Origin of the sequence: Enterobacter sp. MGH119, assembly GCF_001037675.1 — a bacterium.
GTDB lineage: Bacteria > Pseudomonadota > Gammaproteobacteria > Enterobacterales > Enterobacteriaceae > Enterobacter > Enterobacter hormaechei_C.
Genome location: NZ_KQ089929.1, coordinates 2,007,962 through 2,029,185, shown reverse-complemented (window position 1 = coordinate 2,029,185; position 21,224 = coordinate 2,007,962). Strand labels below are relative to the sequence as shown.

Annotated in this window: 18 protein-coding genes; 12 read left to right on the top strand and 6 right to left on the bottom strand. The window is 62.1% G+C overall.

From position 1 onward, the window contains the following. Positions 1–2: 2 nt before the first annotated feature. From sitB to SK53_RS09665, 3 genes are read left to right on the top strand one after another with little or no spacing between them, the layout of a single operon-like run. A complete protein-coding gene (gene sitB, locus SK53_RS09675) occupies positions 3–809 on the top strand; it encodes an iron/manganese ABC transporter ATP-binding protein SitB (protein WP_032657506.1) in 807 nt (268 codons plus the stop codon). Beyond that, positions 806–1,654 carry an iron/manganese ABC transporter permease subunit SitC gene (gene sitC, locus SK53_RS09670; RefSeq protein ID WP_022647369.1) on the top strand — a complete coding sequence of 283 codons (849 nt, stop codon included), beginning with the start codon at positions 806–808 and terminating at the stop codon, positions 1,652–1,654. Before sitB ends, sitC begins: the two co-directional genes overlap by 4 nt. Then, positions 1,651–2,490, top strand: coding sequence for a metal ABC transporter permease (locus tag SK53_RS09665; protein ID WP_048209178.1), 840 nt, complete (start codon positions 1,651–1,653; stop codon positions 2,488–2,490). The genes sitC and SK53_RS09665 overlap by 4 nt, the downstream gene beginning before the upstream one ends. On the opposite strand, the gene entD is transcribed toward SK53_RS09665, so the two are convergent. Continuing rightward, positions 2,426–3,115 (bottom strand): enterobactin synthase subunit EntD, encoded by a 690-nt coding sequence (entD, locus tag SK53_RS09660; protein ID WP_048209176.1) that lies wholly within the window; start codon positions 3,113–3,115, stop codon positions 2,426–2,428. The two genes, SK53_RS09665 and entD, sit on opposite strands and share 65 nt — an antisense overlap. 162 nt (positions 3,116–3,277) lie before the next feature. Beyond that, entirely contained in the window at positions 3,278–5,518 is a 2,241-nt protein-coding gene (locus tag SK53_RS09655) for a TonB-dependent siderophore receptor (RefSeq protein ID WP_003858810.1), read from the bottom strand. Positions 5,519–5,664: 146 nt separating this feature from the next. On the opposite strand from SK53_RS09655, the gene fes reads away from it, so the two are divergent. The 3 genes from fes to entF are packed head-to-tail and all read left to right on the top strand — an operon-like array spanning position 5,665 to position 10,941. Continuing rightward, entirely contained in the window at positions 5,665–6,864 is a 1,200-nt protein-coding gene (fes, locus tag SK53_RS09650; protein ID WP_045350568.1) for an enterochelin esterase, read from the top strand. A 10-nt stretch (positions 6,865–6,874) separates the two neighbouring features. Next, positions 6,875–7,087, top strand: a complete 213-nt coding sequence (locus tag SK53_RS09645; protein ID WP_048209173.1) for an MbtH family protein — start codon at positions 6,875–6,877, stop codon at positions 7,085–7,087. Next, positions 7,084–10,941, top strand: a complete 3,858-nt coding sequence (gene entF, locus SK53_RS09640; protein ID WP_048209171.1) for an enterobactin non-ribosomal peptide synthetase EntF — start codon at positions 7,084–7,086, stop codon at positions 10,939–10,941. The genes SK53_RS09645 and entF overlap by 4 nt, the downstream gene beginning before the upstream one ends. Positions 10,942–11,029: 88 nt before the next feature. Here entF and fepC read toward each other — a convergent pair whose 3' ends face one another. The 3 genes from fepC to fepD are packed head-to-tail and all read right to left on the bottom strand — an operon-like array spanning position 11,030 to position 13,820. Further along, positions 11,030–11,830, bottom strand: coding sequence for an iron-enterobactin ABC transporter ATP-binding protein (gene fepC, locus SK53_RS09635; RefSeq protein ID WP_032608819.1), 801 nt, complete (start codon positions 11,828–11,830; stop codon positions 11,030–11,032). Next, a complete protein-coding gene (gene fepG / locus SK53_RS09630) occupies positions 11,827–12,816 on the bottom strand; it encodes an iron-enterobactin ABC transporter permease (protein WP_074135090.1) in 990 nt (329 codons plus the stop codon). Before fepG ends, fepC begins: the two co-directional genes overlap by 4 nt. Beyond that, entirely contained in the window at positions 12,816–13,820 is a 1,005-nt protein-coding gene (fepD, locus tag SK53_RS09625; protein ID WP_045340997.1) for a Fe(3+)-siderophore ABC transporter permease, read from the bottom strand. Before fepD ends, fepG begins: the two co-directional genes overlap by 1 nt. Before the next feature lie 108 nt (positions 13,821–13,928). On the opposite strand from fepD, the gene entS reads away from it, so the two are divergent. Beyond that, positions 13,929–15,176 carry an enterobactin transporter EntS gene (gene entS / locus SK53_RS09620; protein WP_023324290.1) on the top strand — a complete coding sequence of 416 codons (1,248 nt, stop codon included), beginning with the start codon at positions 13,929–13,931 and terminating at the stop codon, positions 15,174–15,176. 46 nt (positions 15,177–15,222) lie between these two features. On the opposite strand, the gene fepB is transcribed toward entS, so the two are convergent. After that, a complete protein-coding gene (gene fepB / locus SK53_RS09615; RefSeq protein WP_048209166.1) occupies positions 15,223–16,182 on the bottom strand; it encodes a Fe2+-enterobactin ABC transporter substrate-binding protein in 960 nt (319 codons plus the stop codon). A 188-nt stretch (positions 16,183–16,370) separates the two neighbouring features. Here fepB and entC point away from each other — a divergent pair, with 188 nt between their 5' ends. Genes entC through entH form a run of 5 tightly spaced genes read left to right on the top strand, consistent with a single transcriptional unit; the run spans position 16,371 to position 21,196 of the window. Next, the gene (gene entC, locus SK53_RS09610) at positions 16,371–17,546 is read left to right on the top strand and encodes an isochorismate synthase EntC (protein ID WP_023324292.1); all 1,176 of its coding nucleotides are present in this window, start codon (positions 16,371–16,373) and stop codon (positions 17,544–17,546) included. A gap of 9 nt (positions 17,547–17,555) precedes the next feature. Then, complete coding sequence (gene entE / locus SK53_RS09605) at positions 17,556–19,166, top strand: (2,3-dihydroxybenzoyl)adenylate synthase EntE (RefSeq protein WP_048209163.1); 1,611 nt, start codon at positions 17,556–17,558, stop codon at positions 19,164–19,166. Between the two features lie 10 nt (positions 19,167–19,176). Continuing rightward, positions 19,177–20,031 (top strand): isochorismatase, encoded by an 855-nt coding sequence (locus tag SK53_RS09600; protein ID WP_048209161.1) that lies wholly within the window; start codon positions 19,177–19,179, stop codon positions 20,029–20,031. After that, the gene (gene entA / locus SK53_RS09595) at positions 20,031–20,783 is read left to right on the top strand and encodes a 2,3-dihydro-2,3-dihydroxybenzoate dehydrogenase EntA (RefSeq protein ID WP_045896366.1); all 753 of its coding nucleotides are present in this window, start codon (positions 20,031–20,033) and stop codon (positions 20,781–20,783) included. Before SK53_RS09600 ends, entA begins: the two co-directional genes overlap by 1 nt. Continuing rightward, a complete protein-coding gene (gene entH, locus SK53_RS09590; RefSeq protein ID WP_015571173.1) occupies positions 20,783–21,196 on the top strand; it encodes a proofreading thioesterase EntH in 414 nt (137 codons plus the stop codon). The genes entA and entH overlap by 1 nt, the downstream gene beginning before the upstream one ends. Positions 21,197–21,224: the final 28 nt, after the last annotated feature.

Here is a 21,224-nt window from a genome sequence, read left to right as displayed (position 1 = left end):
CCATGCAGAAGGGGATTGTTGTAACCGACGTGACCGTGACCTACCGCAACGGCCACACGGCGCTGCGCGACGCGTCGTTCAGCGTGCCGGGCGGATCGATTGCTGCCCTGGTGGGGGTGAACGGTTCCGGCAAGTCCACGCTATTTAAGGCGGTGATGGGGTTTGTGCGGGCGGCGAGCGGCACTATCTCCATTCTGGGGCTGCCGCCTCACCGGGCGCTGCGTCAGAACCTGGTCGCCTACGTGCCGCAGTCGGAAGAGGTCGACTGGTCGTTTCCGGTGCTCGTCGAGGACGTGGTGATGATGGGCCGCTACGGGCATATGGGGTTTCTGCGTCGCCCCAAAGAATGCGATAAGCAGATCGTCACCGACGCCCTGAAGCGTGTGGATATGCTCGAGCTGCGTCATCGGCAGATTGGCGAGCTGTCCGGCGGGCAGAAGAAGCGCGTGTTTCTGGCCCGTGCGATTGCCCAGCAGGGCGAGGTGATCCTGCTCGACGAGCCGTTTACCGGCGTGGACGTCAAAACCGAAGCCAGGATCATCAGCCTGCTGCGGGAGCTGCGCGACGAGGGTAAAACGATGCTGGTCTCGACCCACAATCTGGGCTCGGTCACGGAATTCTGCGATTACACGGTGATGGTCAAAGGCACCGTGCTGGCGAGCGGCCCGACGGATATCACCTTTACCGCCGAGAATCTTGAGCGCGCCTTCAGCGGCGTGCTGCGCCACGTGGTGCTCAGCGGCTCGGAAGATCGCATCATAACCGACGACGAGCGCCCCTTCGTGACGCACCGACAGGAGGCCAAATGAACGCGCTTCTCGAACCCTTCGGCTACGAGTACATGCTCAACGCGATGTGGGTCTCGGCGATGGTGGGCGGGCTGTGCGCGTTTCTCTCCTGCTATTTGATGCTTAAAGGCTGGTCGCTGATCGGCGATGCGCTGTCGCACTCCATCGTGCCGGGCGTAGCGGGCGCTTACATGCTCGGGCTGCCGTTCTCGCTGGGGGCGTTTTTATCGGGCGGGCTGGCGGCGGGCAGCATGCTGTTTCTCAACCAGCGCAGCCGCCTGAAGGAGGACGCCATTATCGGGCTGATCTTCTCCTCGTTTTTCGGGCTGGGGCTGTTTATGGTCTCGCTCAACCCGACTTCTGTGAACATTCAGACCATCGTCCTCGGCAATATTCTGGCTATCGCCCCGGAAGATATCGTCCAGCTGGCGATTATCGGCGTGGTGTCGATAGTTATCCTGCTGTTCAAATGGAAAGATCTGATGGTGACCTTTTTTGATGAGAACCACGCCCGCGCCATCGGCCTGCGTCCTGAACGCCTGAAAATTCTCTTCTTCACGCTGCTGGCGGTCTCTACCGTGGCGGCGCTGCAAACCGTCGGCGCGTTTCTGGTGATCTGTCTGGTAGTCACGCCCGGCGCGACCGCGTGGCTGCTGACCGACCGCTTCCCGCGCCTGCTGATGATTGCCGTCGCCATTGGCAGCATCACCAGCTTCCTCGGCGCGTGGGCCAGCTATTACCTGGACGGCGCCACCGGCGGCATTATCGTGGTCGCCCAGACGCTGCTGTTTCTGCTGGCGTTCGTCTTTGCGCCGAAGCACGGACTGCTTGCCAGCCGTCGTCGGGCGCGGGAGGCACACCCATGATGACGCTGCTCCTCGAACCCTTCCAGTTTGCGTTTATGAACAACGCGCTGCTGATTTCACTCCTGGTGGCCGTGCCCTGCGCGCTGCTGTCGGTTTTTCTGGTGCTGAAAGGCTGGGCGTTGATGGGCGACGCCATGAGCCACGCGGTGTTTCCCGGCGTCGTGCTGGCCTGGATGATGGGCCTGCCGCTGGCGCTGGGCGCGTTCGTGGCCGGTCTGTTCTGCGCGGTCGCCACCGGATACCTGAAGGATAACAGCCGCATCAAACAGGATACGGTCATGGGGATCGTCTTTTCCGGCATGTTCGGCGCCGGGCTGATCCTCTATATCGCTGTCAAACCTGAGGTGCATCTCGACCACATTCTGTTCGGCGATATGCTGGGTATTAACGGGATGGACATTCTGCAAAGCGGTCTCGTCGCGGGGATGATTGCGCTGGTGATTGGCCTGAAGTGGCGCGATTTTCTGCTGTTCTGCTTTGACTATCAGCAGGCGCAGGCGAGTGGCCTGCGCACCCGCTGGCTGCACTACGGCTTACTGTGCATGGTTTCGCTGACCATTGTGGCGACGCTGAAAGCGGTGGGGATCATTCTGTCGATTTCCCTGCTGATTGCCCCCGGCGCGGTGGCGGTGCTGATTACCCGACGCTTTCACATGGCGCTGCTGGTGGCGGTCGCCGTTTCAGCGCTGGTGTCGGTAAGCGGCGTGTATGCCTCGTTTTATCTCGACAGCGCGCCTGCGCCGACCATTGTGGTCCTGTTCGCGATGGTGTTTATCGTGACGTTTGTGGTGACCAGCGTGAAGGCTCGTCGCCAGGAGCGTATGACAGCAGAGTGATGACCTGTTCGCCGTGCTGCTGCCAGTGCAGGGGGAAGGCGGTGCCTTCTTGAAAGTCTGCTAGTTGACAGGTCAATGCCAGCGTGAGCGTCTTATCGTCGAGCTTGGTAACGCGGGCGCAGTCAAAACCCATCCAGGCCTGTACCTGCGGAAAGAGGGCCTTAAACAGGCTCTCTTTGGCGCTGAAAACCAGCGTCAGGGCGAGGGCGAACGGGTAACCCAGGCGGGAAAGCACAGGTTCTTCCTGTGTATCAATGATGCCGTCTTTGATTTCCCTGGCTTCGTTTTCGGAGAGGATCGTTTCACAGTCGATGCCGATAAGCGCCGGGTATTGCGTGACGACGGCTATCGCCTGCGTGCCGCTGTGGGTGATGCTGCCGGAAATTCCTTGCGGCCAGAGCGGTTCCCCGCTGGGGCCGATGGCGGGCATGGTGTAGTCAGGTAAGGCGTGCGCGGCGGCGATGCGGCCTGCGAGGTGGTCGGCCTTGCGTTTGCGTCCGGCGTTAGCCAACTGGGCGTGGTGGGGGAGCCAGAGGAGATCGGCGTCCGTAAAGGTGGTGGGGTCGAAGGTGATGCGGTGGAGGGTGTGGCCAGCGAGAGAAAATGTGCTGTGGGTGGTGTGCATGGCTTTTCCTTCTGTATTGTGCGGCCTGATGCCCTCACCCCGGCCCTCTCCCACAGGGAGAGGGAGCAAACACTAAAAACGGCAACGGGGTTGCCGTTTTGCTTTTACCTCGCCCTCACCCCAGCCCTCTCCCACAGGGAGAGGGGGAAGTCACTGCCTGTATCAGAACCTCGTATTTACGCTCATGTACCAGGTGCGACCCGGTTCATTATACGTATACGCACCCGCGCCGTACATATACGCACCCGTCGTGGTATTACCTGTGGTCTGGGCGTTACCCGCGCGCCACTGGCGCTTGTCGAAGACGTTGTCCACGCCGCCGGTCAGGCTGACGTTTTTGGTCACGTCCCAGGTCGCGCTCAGGCCAACGATGCTGTAGGGGCTGACTTCGTCTTTCTCAGACCCGGTCACCGGCTGACCTTTGTAGTTGTACTTCTTCGGCTGCTGCTTGCCGTACCAGGTGAAGGTCGACTGCAATGAGACATCCTGACGTACCTGCCAGCTCAGGGTAGAGTTCAGCGTATACTCCGGGATGATCGACAGACGATCGCCGGTCTCCTTGTTCTTACTTTGCAGCATGTAGGTGATGTTGTTGGTCCAGTTGATGGTGTCGCTGACCGGCACGTTCAGGGAGCCTTCCAGACCTTCCACTACCGCCTTCGGCACGTTTTCCCACTGGTAGATGTCGGTGGTGACTTTGCCGGTGGACGTCTGGCCAATCGGCGCGTAGCCCGCTTCAATCTTGTTGCGATAGTCGTTGCGGAACCAGGTCACGCCAGCCAGCCAGCCGTCGCGTTTCCACTCCAGGCCAATCTCTTTGTTGATACTGGTTTCCGCTTTCAGATCGTCGTTACCCATCATGTAGCAGCCCACGCCGTCGGAGCTGGCGTAGCAGCCCTGGCCTTTACTGTACAGCAGGTAGTTCGGGTTGGTCTGATAGAGGCTTGGCGCTTTATAGGCGCGCGCGATGCCCATCTTCAGGGTGAAGTCATCCCCCAGACCTTGCGACAGGTTCAGGGACGGGCTCCAGTTATTACCCACAATAGTATGGTGGTCGAAGCGCAGGGCAGGGGTCAGCATGGTGCTGTCGGTCAGCTCCATGTTGTTTTCGGCAAACAGGGAGAAGATCTCCGCTGACGTGTACGGGCTACGATCTTCGCTCATGCCCGGGATGGTGCCCCCCTGCTGGGTTTGTGTAAAGGAGGTTGAGTCCTTCATGCGCTGCTGGTTCCACTCGGTGCCGAGCGTCAGGTTCTGGTTCACAATGAAATCAATCGGCAGGTTGATTTCGCTGTGCAGCATCACGTCGGCCAGATCGGTATCGGTGAATTTATTGCTATTGAACAGGCCTTCCAGACCGCCCGCCAACCCTTCACCCAGACGAGAGTTGCGGGTGTGCTCGTACTGCGCCCAGTTGCTGGTGGTGATGCCGTTATCCCAGCCGCCGTTCCAGGTCACGGCGAAGTTCTGACGATAGATACGGTTAGTCTCTTTACCGTAGTTCTTCTTCACCAGCGCGTTGTCGTTGTTGGTGTTCTGCGTGTCGCCCGCATACAGGTTGTTCTGGCGGCTGTAGCCCGCTTCAAACTCCAGCGACTGCATCGGCGCGAAGTCCCAGCGCACCACGCCGTTGATGTCTTTATTTTCCACACCTTCACGGCCTGCGGGCAGGGTGTTGGCGTAAGCGCCCGTGCGGTCAGACTGGTGACCCTGGTTGATATCCCACGCGTCGGCCTGGGTTTTATCCAGGTTACCGTACATGCGAAAGCTGAAATCCCCGCCCAGCGGGCCGCTCAGGCTGAAGTTGGTGCGTTTGGTGGAACCTTCGTCTTTATGCTCTGGCGCGTTCAGGTAGGTGTTCCAGGAGCCGTGCCACTGGTCGTCAAATTTTTTGGTGATGATGTTCACCACGCCGCCCGCCGCACCATTACCGTAGCGGGCAGCAGCCGGGCCACGGATCACTTCGATGCGCTCGATCATCTCCGGCGGGACCCAGCCGGTATCGCCGCGGGTATCACGCTCGCCGCGCCAGCCCAGACGGATGGAGTTGCGGCTGGTGACCGGCTTGCCGTCGATCAGGATCAGGGTGTTTTCCGGGCCCATGCCGCGAATGTCAATCTGACGGTTGTTCCCGCGCTGGCCGCTGGTGGAGTTGCCGGTCAGGTTAACGCCCGGCATGGTGCGGATGATTTCCGCCACGTCGCGCGCTGGCGGGTTTTTGCGGATCTCATCGGCGGTGATGGTCGACACGCCCGGCGCCTGCAAATTCTGCTCGGCGGCAGTGATCACCATGGTGTCTTCGTGCTGCGCGGAGGCGGTGTTGTCGTCTGCCATGGCGGGCAGCGCGACACCATAAATCCCTAAATTGACCAGCAAGGCCAGAGAGTGAATCTTCTTATTCATTGTACGTCCCGCTTTTATGGTTATTTAATGAGCGCGCTTCCCACAGCGCGGGCATTACGCTATTGCAAATGCAAATAGTTATCAATAATATTATCAATAAAATTTGCTCTGAAACAAAAAAGACTGTTAAACATGGGGTTATAAGGGTGACGGTGTTAACAACCGGAAGTGAAGCGTGGTGGCAGGCGAAAAACGGGCCGGAACGGGAACGTCATCAGGAAAACTATCGCGTGACATTCTGGTGGCGGGACCCGGCGGGAACGCAGAAAACCTCGACGGTGAAACGCGTCTGGCTCTACGTCACCGGCGTGACCGATCACCATCAAAATGCCCGTCCGCAATCCCTTGAACGTGTCCCGGATACCGACGTCTGGCAGTGGCAGGGCGAGTTCAGCCCCGAATGGCGCGGCAGCTACTGTTTTATCCCCTCCGATAACGAAAACGATTTTGCCGATGCAGTGTTTGAAGGCGAGCAGCCGGACCGCATGGCGCTGCGCGAAGGCTGGCGTAAACTGTTGCCGCACGCGGTGTCCGACCCGCTGAATCCGCAAAGCTGGCGCGGCGGGCGCGGGCACGCCGTCTCGGCGCTGGAGATGCCGGAGGCGCCCGTACAGCCCGGCTGGAACCATCCCGATACCCCTTACAATAAGCCTGTCTGTATTGATTGGCACAGCGCGCGTCTGAAGAACCGTCGTCGCGTGTGGATTTTTACCACCGGGGATGAAAGCCCCGAGCGCCCGCTGGCGGTGCTCCTTGACGGGCAGTTCTGGGCCGAAAGCATGCCCGTCTGGCCTGCTCTGGCGTCGCTCACCCATGAAGGCAAACTGCCGCCTGCGGTTTATGTCTTAATTGACGTCATTGACACCGCACACCGCAGCCGCGAGCTGCCGTGCAACCCTGATTTCTGGCTGGCAGTGCAGGAAGAACTTCTCCCGCAAGTGAAAAGCATGGCCCCGTTCAGCGACCGCGCCGACCATACCGTGGTGGCGGGTCAGAGCTTCGGCGGACTCTCTTCCCTCTATGCGGGCCTCAACTGGCCGCAGCGTTTTGGCTGCATCCTCAGCCAGTCCGGATCCTACTGGTGGCCGCACCGCGGCGCGCAGCAGGACGGGCTGCTCATCGAACAACTCAAAGCGGGTGAAAAAACCGCTCGCGGGCTGCGCATCGTCCTTGAGGCCGGGCGCAACGAGCCGCTTATTTTGCGCGCAAACCAGGCGATCCTCGCCGAACTACACACTCAGCAACCGGTTTTCTGGCGTCAGGTTGACGGCGGACACGATGCGCTTTGCTGGCGCGGTGGGCTGACGCAGGGGCTGATGACCCTCTGGCAGCCGCTTATTCAATAACGGAGTCTGTATGGAATTCAGCAATCCTTTCGATAATCCGCAGGGACAGTTCGCCATTTTGCAAAATGACCAGGGGCAGTACAGCCTGTGGCCGCAGCAGTGCGAGTTGCCCGCGGGCTGGCGCGTGGTCTGCGAACCGCAATCTCAGGAGGCGTGCCAGCAGTGGCTGGCGGAACAGTGGCAGACGCTTGAGCCGTATTATTTTGCGGGGGAGAGCGCATGAACCGTCTCCCTCTTGTCGCCGCCCAGCCGGGGATTTGGATGGCAGAGCAGCTTTCCTCCCTGCCAAACGCCTGGAGCGTCGCGCACTATACCGAACTGAAAGGCGCTATCGATGCGCCATTGCTGGCAAAAGCCATCGCTGAAGGCATGATGCAGGCCGACACCCTGCGGATGCGTTTTGCCGAAGATCACGGTGAGGTGTGGCAGTGGATCGATGAGGCCATGCTCCTGCCGGAGCCGTCCATCGTGCGCGTTGACTCCCACGACGCCGCCGTGGCGCTGATGGAGGCCGATCTCAAGCAGAACCTGCGCGTCGACAGCGGTCAGCCGCTGGCGTTTCACCAGCTGATTCAAGTGGGAGAAAGCCACTGGTACTGGTATCAGCGGTATCATCATCTGGTGGTAGATGGCTTCAGTTTCCCGGCCATTACGCGTCAGATCGCCGCCATTTACGCTGCGTGGCAGAAAGGGAAACCCGCGCCCGCCTCCCCGTTTACCCCTTTCGCCGAGGTGGTGGAGGAGTATCAGCGCTATCGCGACAGTGAGGCGTATCAGCGCGACGGTGCTTTCTGGGCCGAACAGCGCCAACAGCTTCCTTCTCCGGTCTCGCTCTCTTCCGCGCCCCTGCCTGGACACGCCGCCACCACCGACATCCTGCGCCTGAAAATGGCGATGGACGGACGTGCTTTCAGCCAGCTTGCACAGATGGCAGGCCAGGCGCAGCGTACCGATCTGGCGCTTGCGCTGGTGGTGCTGTGGCTGGGCCGCCTGACCGGACGGCTGGACTACGCCGCCGGGTTTATCTTTATGCGCCGCATGGGCTCCGCCGCGCTGACCGCGACCGGACCGGTGCTCAACGTCCTGCCGCTGGCGGTGAATATTCGCCCGCACGAGAGCCTGCCGGAACTGGCGCTGCGCCTGGCGAACCAGCTGAAAAAGATGCGTCGCCATCAGCGTTACGACGCCGAACAGATCGTGCGCGACAGCGGACGTGCCGCAGGCGATGAAGCCCTGTTTGGTCCGGTGCTGAACGTCAAGGTGTTCGATTATCAGCTGGATATCGACGGCGTGGAGGCCATTACCCACACGCTGGCGACCGGCCCGGTGAACGATCTGGAGCTTGCGCTGTTCCCGGACGAGCAGGGCGGACTGAGCATTGAGATCCTCGCCAACGGGCAGCGTTACGACGAGGCGACGCTAAAGGGTCACGCGGCGCGGCTGAACGCAATGCTGACGCAGTTTGCCGCCAACCCGGACCTGCGCTGTGGCGACGTGGAAACCGTATCAGAGCAGGAGTATGCCCGGCTGGCGCGCATCAACGATACCGGGCTGGCGCTGCCGTCCACCACGCTGGCGGATCTGGTCGCGGAGCAGGCGAGCAAAACGCCGGACGCCCCCGCGCTGGCGGATGCCCATACTGAACTGAACTACCGCCAGATGCGCGAGCAGGTGGTCGCGCTGGCAAACCTGCTGCGCGCGCGCGGCGTGAAGCCGGGCGACAGCGTGGCGGTGGCGCTCCCGCGCTCGGTGTTCCTGACCCTGGCGCTGCACGGGATTGTTGAAGCTGGCGCCGCCTGGCTGCCGCTGGATACCGGTTACCCGGATGACCGTCTGCGGATGATGCTGGAGGACGCGAAGCCGTCGCTGCTCATTACCACCGACGAGCAGCTTCCGCGCTTTAGCGATCTCTCCGTCGAGACGTTTAGTTACAACACACTATTACCGACCTCGGGTGCTGAACCGCTGCGCCTGGCGAAGCCGGAGCAAACCGCGTACATCATCTTTACCTCCGGTTCTACGGGACGTCCAAAAGGGGTGATGGTCGGCCATACCGCCATCGTTAACCGCCTGAAGTGGATGCAGGATCATTATCCACTGACGGCGCATGACGTGGTGGCGCAGAAAACCCCGTGCAGCTTTGACGTGTCGGTGTGGGAGTTCTGGTGGCCGTTTATCGCCGGGGCAAAGCTGGTGATGGCGGAGCCGGACGCGCACCGCGATCCGCAGGCGATGCAGAGCTTCTTCGCAGAATATGGCGTAACCACCACCCACTTCGTGCCGTCGATGCTGGCGGCGTTCGTCGCCTCGCTGACGCCGGAAAACGCCCACTGTTGCAGGACGCTGAAGCAGGTGTTCTGTAGCGGCGAGGCGTTGCCGACTGCGCTGTGTCGCGAGTGGGAACTGCTCACCCATGCGCCGCTGCACAACCTCTATGGCCCGACCGAAGCAGCGGTGGACGTCAGCTGGTATCCGGCGTACGGCCCCGAGCTGGCGGCGGTGGAGGGCAACAGCGTGCCGATCGGTTTCCCGGTATGGAATACGGGGCTGCGCATTCTGGATGCGATGATGCGCCCGGTACCGTTCGGCGTGGCGGGGGATCTGTATCTCACCGGCATCCAGCTGGCGCAGGGGTATCTGGGACGCCCCGACCTTACCGCCAGCCGCTTTATCGCCGACCCGTTCGCGCCGGGCGAGCGGATGTACCGCACCGGTGACGTTGCCCGCTGGCTGGATAACGGCGCGGTGGAATATCTGGGCCGCAGCGACGACCAGCTGAAAATTCGCGGCCAGCGCATCGAGCTGGGTGAAATCGACCGGGCCATGCTTGCGCTGCCGGATGTGGCCCAGGCCGTGGCGCACGCCTGCGTGTTCAACCAGGCGGCAGCCACGGGTGGCGATGCCCGACAGCTGGTGGGGTACGTGGTTTCCGAATCCGGCTTACCGCTGGATCGCGACGCGCTGCTTGCATCACTCAAAGCCCAGCTGCCACCGCATATGGTGCCGGTGGTGCTGCTGCAAATCAGCGCGCTGCCGTTAAGCGCCAACGGCAAGCTGGATCGCAAGGCGCTGCCGCTGCCGGAGCTGACCAGCAGAACTTCCGGTCGCGCACCTGAGACGCAAACCGAAGTGGCCGTGGCGCAGGCGTTTTCTTCCCTGCTGGGCTGCGCGGTGAACGATATCGAGGCCGATTTCTTTGCCCTCGGCGGCCACTCGCTGCTGGCGATGCGCCTCGCGGCTCAGCTCAGCCGTGCGTTCAGCCGTAAGGTCACGCCGGGGCAGATTATGGTCGCCTCGACGGTAAGCAAGCTTAGCGCCCTGCTGGACTCGCAGATGAGCGACGAGCAGGCGCAGCGTCTGGGGTATGAAACCCTTCTGCCGCTGCGTGAAAGCAACGGCCCGACGCTGTTCTGCTTCCATCCGGCGTCCGGCTTTGCCTGGCAGTTTAGCGTCCTGGCGCGCTACCTCAGCCCGCGCTGGTCCATCGTCGGCATTCAGTCGCCGCGGCCAAACGGCCCGATGCAGCAGTGCGCGGATCTCGATGGGGTGATCGAACATCATCTGAACACGTTGCGTAAGCAGCAGCCGCAGGGGCCGTATTACCTGTTCGGCTATTCCCTCGGCGGCACGCTGGCGCAGGGCATTGCGGCCCGCCTGCGCGAGCAGGGTGAAGCGGTGGCGTTCCTCGGCCTGCTGGATACCTGGCCGCCGGAAACCCAGAACTGGGCGGAGAAAGAGGCCAACGGTCTCGACCCGGAGGTGCTGGCGGAAATTGAGCGCGAGCGTCAGGCGTTTATCGCCGCCCAGCAGGGGCAGGGCTCCAGCGAGCTGTTTAACGCCATTGAGGGCAACTACGCCGACGCGGTGCGGCTGCTCACCACCGCGCACAGCGCGCGCTTTGACGGTAAAGCGACGCTGTTTGTCGCCGAGCGAACGCGAACCCTGGATCCTCAGGCCGCGTGGGCGCCGTGGGTGGGCGAGCTGGAGGTCTACAGCCAGGACTGCGCTCACGTGGATATTATTTCACCGCAGGCGTTTGAGAAAATTGGGCCGGTACTGAAGGAAATTTTAGGATAGTGCAAATGCCCCTCACCCTAACCCTCTCCCACGGGGAGAGGGGATGGTTTGCTCCCTCTCCCTGTGGGAGAGGGCCGGGGTGAGGGCATCAGACCGCACGTTTTCCAAGCGGCACCACCAACGGCGTACCCGCCACCGGATCGTCAATAATCATGCAGCGCATGCCGTAGATCCGCGCGATCAGCTCTGGCGTCACAATCTCCTTCGGCGCGCCCTGCGCCACAATCTCGCCGTCGCGCAGCGCAATCAGATGCGTCGCGTAGCGGCACGCCTGGTTTAAGTCGTGCAACACCGCCGCCAGGGTGTACCCCTGCGTACGGTTCAGCTCGCTCAGCAGCTCCAGCAGGTCAATCTGATGGCTGATATCCAGCCAGGTCGTCGGCTCGTCCAGCAGCATGATCGAGGTTTCCTGCGCCAGCACCATTGCGATCCACGCGCGCTGGCGCTGTCCGCCGGAGAGGGTATCGACGCTTTGCTGGGCCAGCTCGGTGATGCCCGTCGCCTGCATCGCGCGCTTCACGGCCTCGTCGTCCTCCTTGCGCCAGCGGGTAAACAGCGGCTGGTGCGGATAGCGCCCGCGGGAGACCAGCTCCTGCACGGTAATATCCCCCGGCGTGGTGGCGTTTTGCGCCAGCAGACCAATTCGGCGCGCCACCTCTTTGCTGGCGAAGCGCTGGATCTGTTCCCCGTCGAGGAACACGCTACCCTCAACCGGCGACATCAGGCGGCTCAGCGTGCGCAGCAATGTTGATTTGCCGCAGCCGTTTGGCCCGATAATGGCGGTGAAGTGGCCGTCCGGAATGGCGACGGATAAGTCCCGGGCAATGATTTTTTTGCCGTAGCCGAGGGTCAAGTTTTCGCCGCGCAAGCGGGTGGTTGAATCTGTCATTTCTTGCGTGACTCCTGAACGAGCAAGACGATGAGGTAAATCCCGCCGAGGCTGACGGTCACCACGCCCACCGGCAGTTGATAAGGCGTAAACAGCCGCTGGGCGCAGAGATCGGCGGCCAGCAGTAATACTGCACCGCACAGCGCCGCCTGGGTTAATCCCCAGCGCGCGGTGCCGCTAAGTCGCCGCGCGATATGCGGCGCGACAAGGGCAATAAACGAGATCGGCCCGGCGATGGCGGTAGACGCTGCGGTCAGCAAGACCGCCACCAGCATCAGCATCAGGCGCGAGCGCTCTACGCTCACGCCCAGCGCGCAGGCGCTGTCGTCGCCCATCTCCAGCAGCCGCATGCGCCTGACCAGCAGCAACGCGCCGATAAACATCAGGATAATCAGCGGCGCGGCGGGCCAGGTTTTTACCCACGTCAGACCGTTGAGGGAACCGGCGTACCACAGCCCGGCGGAGAGTGCGGTTTCCAGCGACGCCTGTAGCAGAAGCCAGGTGTTAAACGCCATCAGCATCGCGCGGATGCCGATCCCGATGATGATCAGGCGGAAGGTGTCGATGCCGTTGCGCCAGGCCAGGGCCCAGATAAGCAGGGAGGTGAGAATGCCGCCCGCCATCGCCGTAAAGGTAATGGCCGTGAGATGCTGCCCGAACAGCACCATCGCCACCAGCACGCCGCTCCACGCGCCGGTATTCAGGCCCATCACGTCCGGGCTGCCGAGGGGGTTACGCATCAGCGACTGGAATATCGCGCCGCTGACGCCAAGCGCCGCGCCAACCAGGATCGCCATTGCCACGCGCGGCAGTCGCCATTCGGTGACCACCATGGTGATGTTACGCGGCGCGCTGCCGGTGAGAGCGTGAAAGACCTGCGCGAAATCAAGCGTTACGGCACCGCTTTGCAGGCTCCAGACCGCCAGCAGCAGACTGGCGACGACCAGCAGGGCGACGCTGGTGAGTAAACGACGGGACGGGGCCATCATGCGCTACCCCCGCGTCTGCGTCGTACCAGGAAGATCAGCACCGGCGCGCCGATAAAGGCGCTGACCACCGAGACACGCAGTTCGCCCGGCACCAGCAGGCGGCCCAGCACGTCGGCAAACAGCAGCAGGGCAGGGGTCGCCAGCAGCGTGACCGGCAGCGACCAGCGGTGATCCGCCCCCACCAGCCAGCGCGCCATGTGCGGCATCATCAGGCCGATAAAGGCAATCGGGCCGACCACGGCGGTCGCGCTGCCGCACAGCACGGTGATGGCAAGCAGGCCCGTCAGCTGCGTACGCGCCACGCGGTTGCCGAGGGCGGTCGCGGTGTCACTGCCGAGGCTCAGGCTGTTCAGCGCCCGGCTTAAACAGAGCGCCACGGCGGCAGCGACGCTCGCCGGGATCACCACCACTTTTAAGGTTTCAAGGGTACGAATATCCAGCGAACCCGCCTGCCAGAAGCGCAGCTGGTCATACACGTCCGGGTTGAGCAGGGCGATGCCGTTGGACAAGCCTTCCAGTACCGCCGCGAGCGCTACGCCCGCCAGCGTTAAGCGTACCGGGCTGAGCTGTCCGCCGCCCTGGCTGCCGGTAAACGCCACCACCAGCGAGGCGGCCAGCGCGCCGCAGAAGGCCATCACCAGCTGTTCAGACGGAGAGGTGAAACCAAACAGCGCCGCGCCGAGCACAATGGCGAAGCTGGCACCAGAGTTCACGCCGAGAATGCCAGGGTCCGCCAGCGGGTTGCGGGTGAGGGTTTGCATCAGGGCACCGGCAAGGCCGAGCGCACCACCGGCCAGCAGGCCGGCAAGGGTGCGGGGCAGGCGAGCGTCGAGCACGATGGTGCAGTCGGCGCTCTGACAGGTACCGGATAGCGCATCGACAATAACGGACGCGGGCAGCGGTTTTGCGCCGACCAGCAGGCTGAGTGCAATCGCAAGGATTAGCAGTAGCAATAAAACGGGCACGGCAAGGGCGCGCACCGCAGAAGAGGAAAACGACATAGCAACATCCATGATTTGATAATGATAGTGATTATCGTTATCTATCTTATTTGGCTATGTTAGCATGTGCGCCCATGGAATGGGTAGAAATAGACTCAAGGCTTTGTCATGAATCAAAAATCCTGGCTGCTTAACCTCAGCCTGCTCAAAACACACCCGGCGTATCGCGCCGTTTTTATCGCTCGCTTTATCTCCATTTTGTCCCTCGGTCTGCTTGGTGTGGCCGTGCCGGTGCAAATCCAGACCATGACTCACTCCAGCTGGCTGGTAGGGTTATCCGTCACCTTAACCGGCGGGGCGATGTTTATCGGCCTGATGGTGGGCGGCGTGCTGGCGGACCGCTACGAGCGTAAAAAGCTTATCCTGCTGGCGCGCGGTACCTGCGGGGTGGGCTTTGTCGGGCTGTGTCTGAACGCCATGCTGCCGGAGCCGTCGCTGATGGTGATTTATGCCCTGGGCCTGTGGGACGGCTTTTTTGCCTCGTTAGGCGTGACGGCGCTGCTGGCGGCCACGCCCGCGCTGGTCGGGCGCGAAAACCTGATGCAGGCGGGGGCGATCACCATGCTCACCGTGCGCCTCGGCTCGGTGATTTCGCCGATGGTCGGCGGTCTGCTGCTGGCGACCGGCAACGTGGCGTGGAACTACGGCCTTGCCGCAGCCGGAACCTTTATCACCACCCTGACGCTGCTGCGTCTGCCGCTCCTGCCACCGCCGCCGCAGCCGCGCGAGCATCCGCTGAAGTCCCTGATGGCCGCGATTCGTTTTCTGTTCAGCAACCCGTTGATTGGCGGCATTGCGCTGCTCGGCGGCCTGCTGACGATGGCGAGCGCCGTGCGCGTGCTGTACCCGGCGCTGGCGGGCGAGTGGCAGATGAGCGCCTCAGAGATTGGCGTGCTGTACGCCGCCATTCCGCTCGGCGCCGCGTGTGGGGCGCTGACCAGCGGCAACCTGGCGCAGAGCGCGAGACCGGGGCTGATCATGCTGGTGGCGACGCTGGCCTCGTTTATCGCGATTGGTTTCTTCAGCCTGATGCCGGTGTGGGCGCTGGGGGTGATGTGTCTGGTGATTTTTGGCTGGCTGAGCGCGGTCAGCTCGCTTTTACAGTACACCCTGATCCAGACCCAGACGCCGGAAGGGATGCTCGGGCGCATTAACGGCCTGTGGACCGCGCAGAACGTGACGGGCGATGCAATTGGCGCGGCGATCCTCGGCGGGATGGGGGCGATAATGACCCCGGTGGCGTCGGCGAGCAGCAGCGGGTTTGTGTTAGCGATGATTGGCGCGATCTTACTGGTGACGCTGGTGGAATTGCGGCGGTTCAGGCAGGAGGTTGCGTTGAACGACGGTGCGGCCTGATGCCCTCACCCCGGCCCTCTCCCACGGGGAGAGGGAGGAAAAATGCCTACTTAAACAACGCATTCAATCTGTCTAACACCAGCATCGCGCTGTAATAATCCAGGCGGAACGTCTCCGTTCCCAGCGCCCAGACGCGCTTGTTCTTCACCGACGGCAGATGCGCCAGCAGCGGATTGGCGTAAATCGCATTCACGTCTTTCTGGTCGCCGGCAAACACGAACAGCCCTTCGCCGTTCAGCCCCGTCGCCAGATTTTCTCCACCCAGCTGAATAATGTCGTGGCGCTTGCCCTGGCTTGTTGAGGTCTGCAAACCGGCAGGCAGGTCCGCCAGCGTAAAGCCCAGCTGGTGCAGCAGCTTGCCCTGCGCGGAGTCTGTCGTCCACAGGTTCGCCGTGTGTGCCGCGGCGGTGTAAACGATGGCGTTCACCGGCTGTGGCGGCAGCTTCATCTGCTGCTTCACCTGGGCGAGCTGTTTATCGAAGGCAGCGATGCGCTCTGCGGCCTGTGTCTCCTGCCCGGTGATCGTCCCCAGCTGGGTCAGCAGTTCCTGCCAGCTTTTGTCGTCGTAATTGATGATAAGCGTCGGCGCGATGGCGGAAAGCTGCTCGTAGAGCGCAAGCGCGGAATCCCCGCCTGTGGCGCTGATCAAAATCAGGTCCGGCATCTGGGCCGCGACCGCTTCGGCGCTCGGCTCGCCGATGTACAGCCGGGCAACCTTACGCTGCTTCGCGATATCGCCCCACTGACGTAAAAAGCCCTGCGCATCCGCCACGCGGTTGTTCGGCGTGGTCGCTCCGCTGGCAATGACCGGCGCGTCAATGGCCAGCAGGGAGCCGGTTAAGGTCACGCTGGTGGAGACAATGCGCGTCGGTTTGCTCTCAAGCGTGTGAACGCCGCGGCTGTCGGAGACCTGGCGCGGCCAGTCGTCGGCGGCGGCTGAGGTTAGTCCTAAAACAAAAAGTCCTGTTAAAAGAAGGGCATTGCGGCAAACGGCAGCGATTTTCACAGAGCGGCATCCTGATTTTATTGAAGATAATGCTTCTCATTTTCAGGGCTGTAGGGAAGGGATGCAAGCGTTTGTCGCACAAGTTATTTGCCCGACGGTTGACAGCGGGGCGATGTGGGATTAGGTTAGCCGACGAAAATATAAATGATAATCATTATTGCTTCTTTTATCATTTTAAGGAGGATGATATGGACACGTCCCTGGCTGAGGAAGTTCAGCACACCGCGACTACGCTGCAAGCAGATAGCTTTTTCTTTATGTCGCCTTACCGCAGTTTTACCACGTCCGGCTGTTTTGCCCGTTTTTCTGAACCCGCCGTCGGCGGTGACGATCCGGCGGGTCCCTTTCAGCAGAAATTAGCTCAGGCTTTCCGGAATGCGAAAAACAGCGGCATTGCCCATCCGGTGATGGTAGGGGCGATCCCCTTCGATACCCGCAAACCGTCATCGCTGTTTATTCCGCAACGCTGGCAAACCTTCTCCCGCCCGGCGCGTCAGCAGTCCGCACGCTACGCCTCCGGCGCGCAGACGCTGAACGTGCAACAACGCACCGAGATCCCGCCGCAGCCGATTTTCGAGGAGATGGTGGCCCGCGCCGCGTCGCTCACCGCCACGCCGCAGGTGAATAAGGTGGTGCTGTCGCGCCTGATTGATATTGCCACCGACAAACAGATTGATAGCAGCGCGCTGATGGAGCGTCTTATCGCCCAGAACCCGGCGAGCTTTAACTTCCACGTACCGCTGGAAGACGGCGGCGTGCTGCTGGGCGCCAGCCCGGAACTGCTGCTGCGTAAAGAGGGCGCGCACTTTAGTTCGCTGCCGCTGGCGGGCTCTGCGCGCCGTCAGCCGGACGATGTGCTGGATCGCGAAGCGGGCACTAAGCTGCTGGCCTCCGAAAAAGACCGTCACGAGCACGACCTGGTAACCCAGGCGATGAAAACCATTCTGGAACCGCGCAGCCATCATCTGAGCATGCCGGCTTCCCCGCAGCTCATTACCACCCCAACGCTGTGGCATCTGGCCACGCCGGTTGAGGGTGACGCGCGTGAAAACGAGAACGCCCTGACGCTGGCCTGCCTGCTGCACCCGACCCCGGCCCTGAGCGGTTTCCCGCATCAGGCGGCAAAAGAACTCATTGCCGAGCTGGAGCCCTTCGACCGCGAACTGTTCGGCGGCATCGTTGGCTGGTGCGACAGCGAAGGTAACGGCGAGTGGGTGGTAACTATCCGCTGCGCGCGGCTGCATCAAAATACCGTTCGCCTGTTTGCCGGCGCGGGCATTGTGCCTGCTTCCTCCCCGGTGGGCGAGTGGCGCGAGACGGGCGTGAAGCTCTCCACCATGCTCAACGTGTTTGGTTTGCACTAAGGAATACTCATGACCATCCCTTTTACCCGCTGGCCTGAGGATTTTGCCCGGCGCTACCGTGAAAAAGGCTACTGGCAGGATCTGCCGCTGACCCACATCCTGACGGACCATGCGGACAGCGATGCGGTCGCGATAATTGACGGCGATCGCCGCATTACCTACCGCGCGTTTAATCAGGCGGTGACGAATCTGGCGTCCGCCCTTCAGGCGCAGGGGCTGCATCGCGGCGAGACCGCGCTGGTGCAGCTCGGCAACGTGGCCGAGTTCTACATCACCTTCTTCGCGCTACTGCAAATCGGCGTCGCGCCGGTCAACGCGCTCTTTAGCCATCAGCGCAGTGAACTCAACGCCTACGCGGAGCAGATCAAACCCGCCGTGCTGATTGCCGATCGCGACCACGCGCTGTTCTCGGGCGATGATTTTCTCAATACCTTTGTGGACGCTCACCGCTCGGTTCGCGTTGTGCTGCTACGCGGCGATAAGGGCGAACACGCGCTGGAGGCGGCGATTTCACGCCCGGCGGACAACTTCATCCCGAACCCGACGCCCGCAGACGAAGTGGCGTTCTTCCAGCTCTCCGGCGGCAGCACCGGCACGCCGAAGCTGATCCCGCGTACGCACAACGATTACGACTACAGCATTCGCCGCAGCAACGAAATCTGCGGTATCACTGCGCACACCCGCTATCTGAACGCGCTTCCCGCGGCGCACAACTACGCCATGAGTTCGCCGGGATCGTTAGGCGTTTTCAAGGCGGGCGGCTGCGTGGTGCTGGCGAACGATCCGAGCGCCACGCTCTGCTTCCCGCTGATTGAGCAGCATCAGATCAACGTCACCTCGCTGGTGCCGCCCGCGGTCAGCCTGTGGTTGCAGGCGATTGCCGACGGCGCGGGGAACGCCCAGCTGAAATCCCTCGAACTGCTCCAGGTAGGCGGCGCACGTCTCTCCGCCACGCTTGCGGCGCGCATTCCGGCGGAAATTGGCTGCCAGCTTCAGCAGGTGTTTGGCATGGCGGAAGGGCTGGTGAACTACACCGCCCTCGACGATGCGCCGGAGCGCATCATCAATACCCAGGGCCGCCCGATGTGCCCGGACGATGAAGTGTGGGTGGCGGATGAGGACGGCAACCCGCTGCCGCGCGGGGAAGTCGGGCGTCTGATGACGCGCGGCCCGTATACCTTCCGCGGCTATTTCAACAGCCCGGAACACAACGCCAGCGCCTTTGATGCCAACGGTTTCTACTGCTCGGGCGATCTGATCGCCATCGACGAGCAGGGTTACATCACCGTGCAGGGGCGCGAGAAAGATCAGATCAACCGCGGTGGCGAGAAGATCGCCGCCGAAGAGATCGAAAACCTGCTGCTGCGCCACGACGCGGTGATCCACGCCGCGCTGGTGAGCATGGAGGACAGCCTGCTGGGCGAAAAAAGCTGCGCGTACCTGGTGGTGAAACAGCCCCTGCGCGCGGTGGAGGTGCGCCGCTTCCTGCGCGAGCAGGGCGTTGCCGAATTTAAGCTGCCGGACCGCGTGGAGAGCGTGGATGCGCTTCCGCTCACGCCGGTCGGCAAAGTTGATAAGAAACAGTTGCGCCTGTGGCTTGCTGAACGCGCCCGGGGCTGAGGAACAGAGAATGGCCATTCCAAAATTAACCGCATACGCGCTGCCAACCGCCGCCGAACTGCCGACCAGTAAAGTGAACTGGGCATTTGAACCGGAGCGCGCCGCGCTGCTGATCCACGATATGCAGGAGTACTTCCTGAACTTCTGGGGCGAAAATAGCGATATGATGCAGCAGGTAGTGGCGAACATCGCTAAACTGCGCGCGTACTGCAAAGAGCACAATATTCCGGTGTACTACACCGCGCAGCCGAAAGATCAGAGCGATGAAGACCGTGCCCTGCTGAACGACATGTGGGGGCCGGGCCTGACCCGTTCGCCGGAGCAGCAGCGCATCGTCGCCGAGCTGACCCCGGATGAAGCGGACACCGTGCTGGTGAAGTGGCGCTACAGCGCGTTTCACCGCTCGCCGCTGGAGCAGATGCTGAAAGAGACCGGGCGCAACCAGCTTTTGATCACCGGCGTATACGCCCACATCGGCTGCATGACCACCGCCACCGACGCCTTTATGCGCGACATCAAACCGTTCTTTATCGCCGACGCGCTGGCGGACTTCACCCGCGACGAGCACCTGATGTCGCTGAAATACGTGGCAGGACGTTCTGGCCGCGTGGTGATGACCGACGAGCTGCTGCCGTCCGTTCCGGCAACGAAAGCCGCGCTGCGTGAGCTGATCCTGCCGCTGCTGGACGAGTCCGACGAGCCGATGGATGACGAAAACCTGATCGACTACGGTCTGGATTCAGTACGGATGATGGCGCTCGCCGCCCGCTGGCGCAAAGCGCACGGCGACATCGACTTCGTGATGCTGGCGAAAAATCCGACCCTCGATGCCTGGTGGGCGCTGCTCTCCCGCGAGGTGAAGTGATGGCTTTTGATTTTACCGGTAAAACCGTCTGGGTGACGGGCGCGGGTAAGGGCATTGGCTATGCGACCGCGCTGGCATTTGTGGAGGCCGGGGCGCAGGTGACCGGGTTCGATCTGGCTTTCCCTCACGGCGAATATCCGTTTGCCACCGAAACGCTGGACGTGGCGGATGCGGTGCAGGCGAGTGACGTCTGCGGGCGTTTGCTCAGCAGCCTTGAGCGGCTCGACGTGCTGGTTAACGCAGCGGGCATTCTGCGTATGGGCGCGACGGATCAGCTTTCGCAGGAGGACTGGCAGCAGACCTTTGCGGTCAACGTCGGCGGCGCGTTCAACCTGTTCCAGCAGACGATGGGCCAGTTCCGTCGTCAGCAGGGTGGGGCGATTGTGACGGTGGCCTCTGACGCGGCGCACACGCCGCGCATCGGCATGAGCGCCTACGGCGCGTCGAAAGCGGCGCTGAAAAGCCTGGCGCTGACCGTCGGGCTGGAACTGGCGGGCAGCGGCGTACGCTGTAACCTGGTGTCGCCGGGTTCAACGGATACCGACATGCAGCGCACCCTGTGGACCAGCGACGATGCGGAACAGCGGCGCATTCGCGGCTTTGGCGAGCAATTCAAGCTCGGCATTCCGCTCGGTAAAATTGCCCGTCCGCAGGAGATTGCTGCGACCGTGCTGTTCCTGGCATCCGATGCCGCCAGCCATATCACCCTGCAGGATATCGTGGTGGACGGCGGCTCCACGCTGGGGGCGTAATGATCTGGAAACGTCATTTAACGCTCGAGGAGCTGAACGCCACCAGCCTGAATACGATGGTGGGGCACCTTGGCATCGTCTATACCCGCCTCGGGGACGATACGCTGGAAGCGGAGATGCCGGTGGATGCGCGCACCCATCAGCCGTTTGGCCTGCTGCACGGCGGCGCCTCGGCGGCGCTGGCGGAAACGCTGGGCTCGATGGCCGGTTTTCTGATGACCCGTGACGGGCAGAACGTGGTGGGTACGGAACTGAATGCCACGCACCACCGCGCAGTCTCACACGGTAAGGTACGCGGCGTGTGTCAGCCGCTGCATCTGGGCCGTTCCAGCCAGAGCTGGGAGATCGTGGTGTTCGACGAGCAGGGACGGCGGTGCTGTACCTGTCGGTTGAGTACGATGGTGTTGGGGTAAGTCATTCAGCTGAAAGTGATCGGCTTAA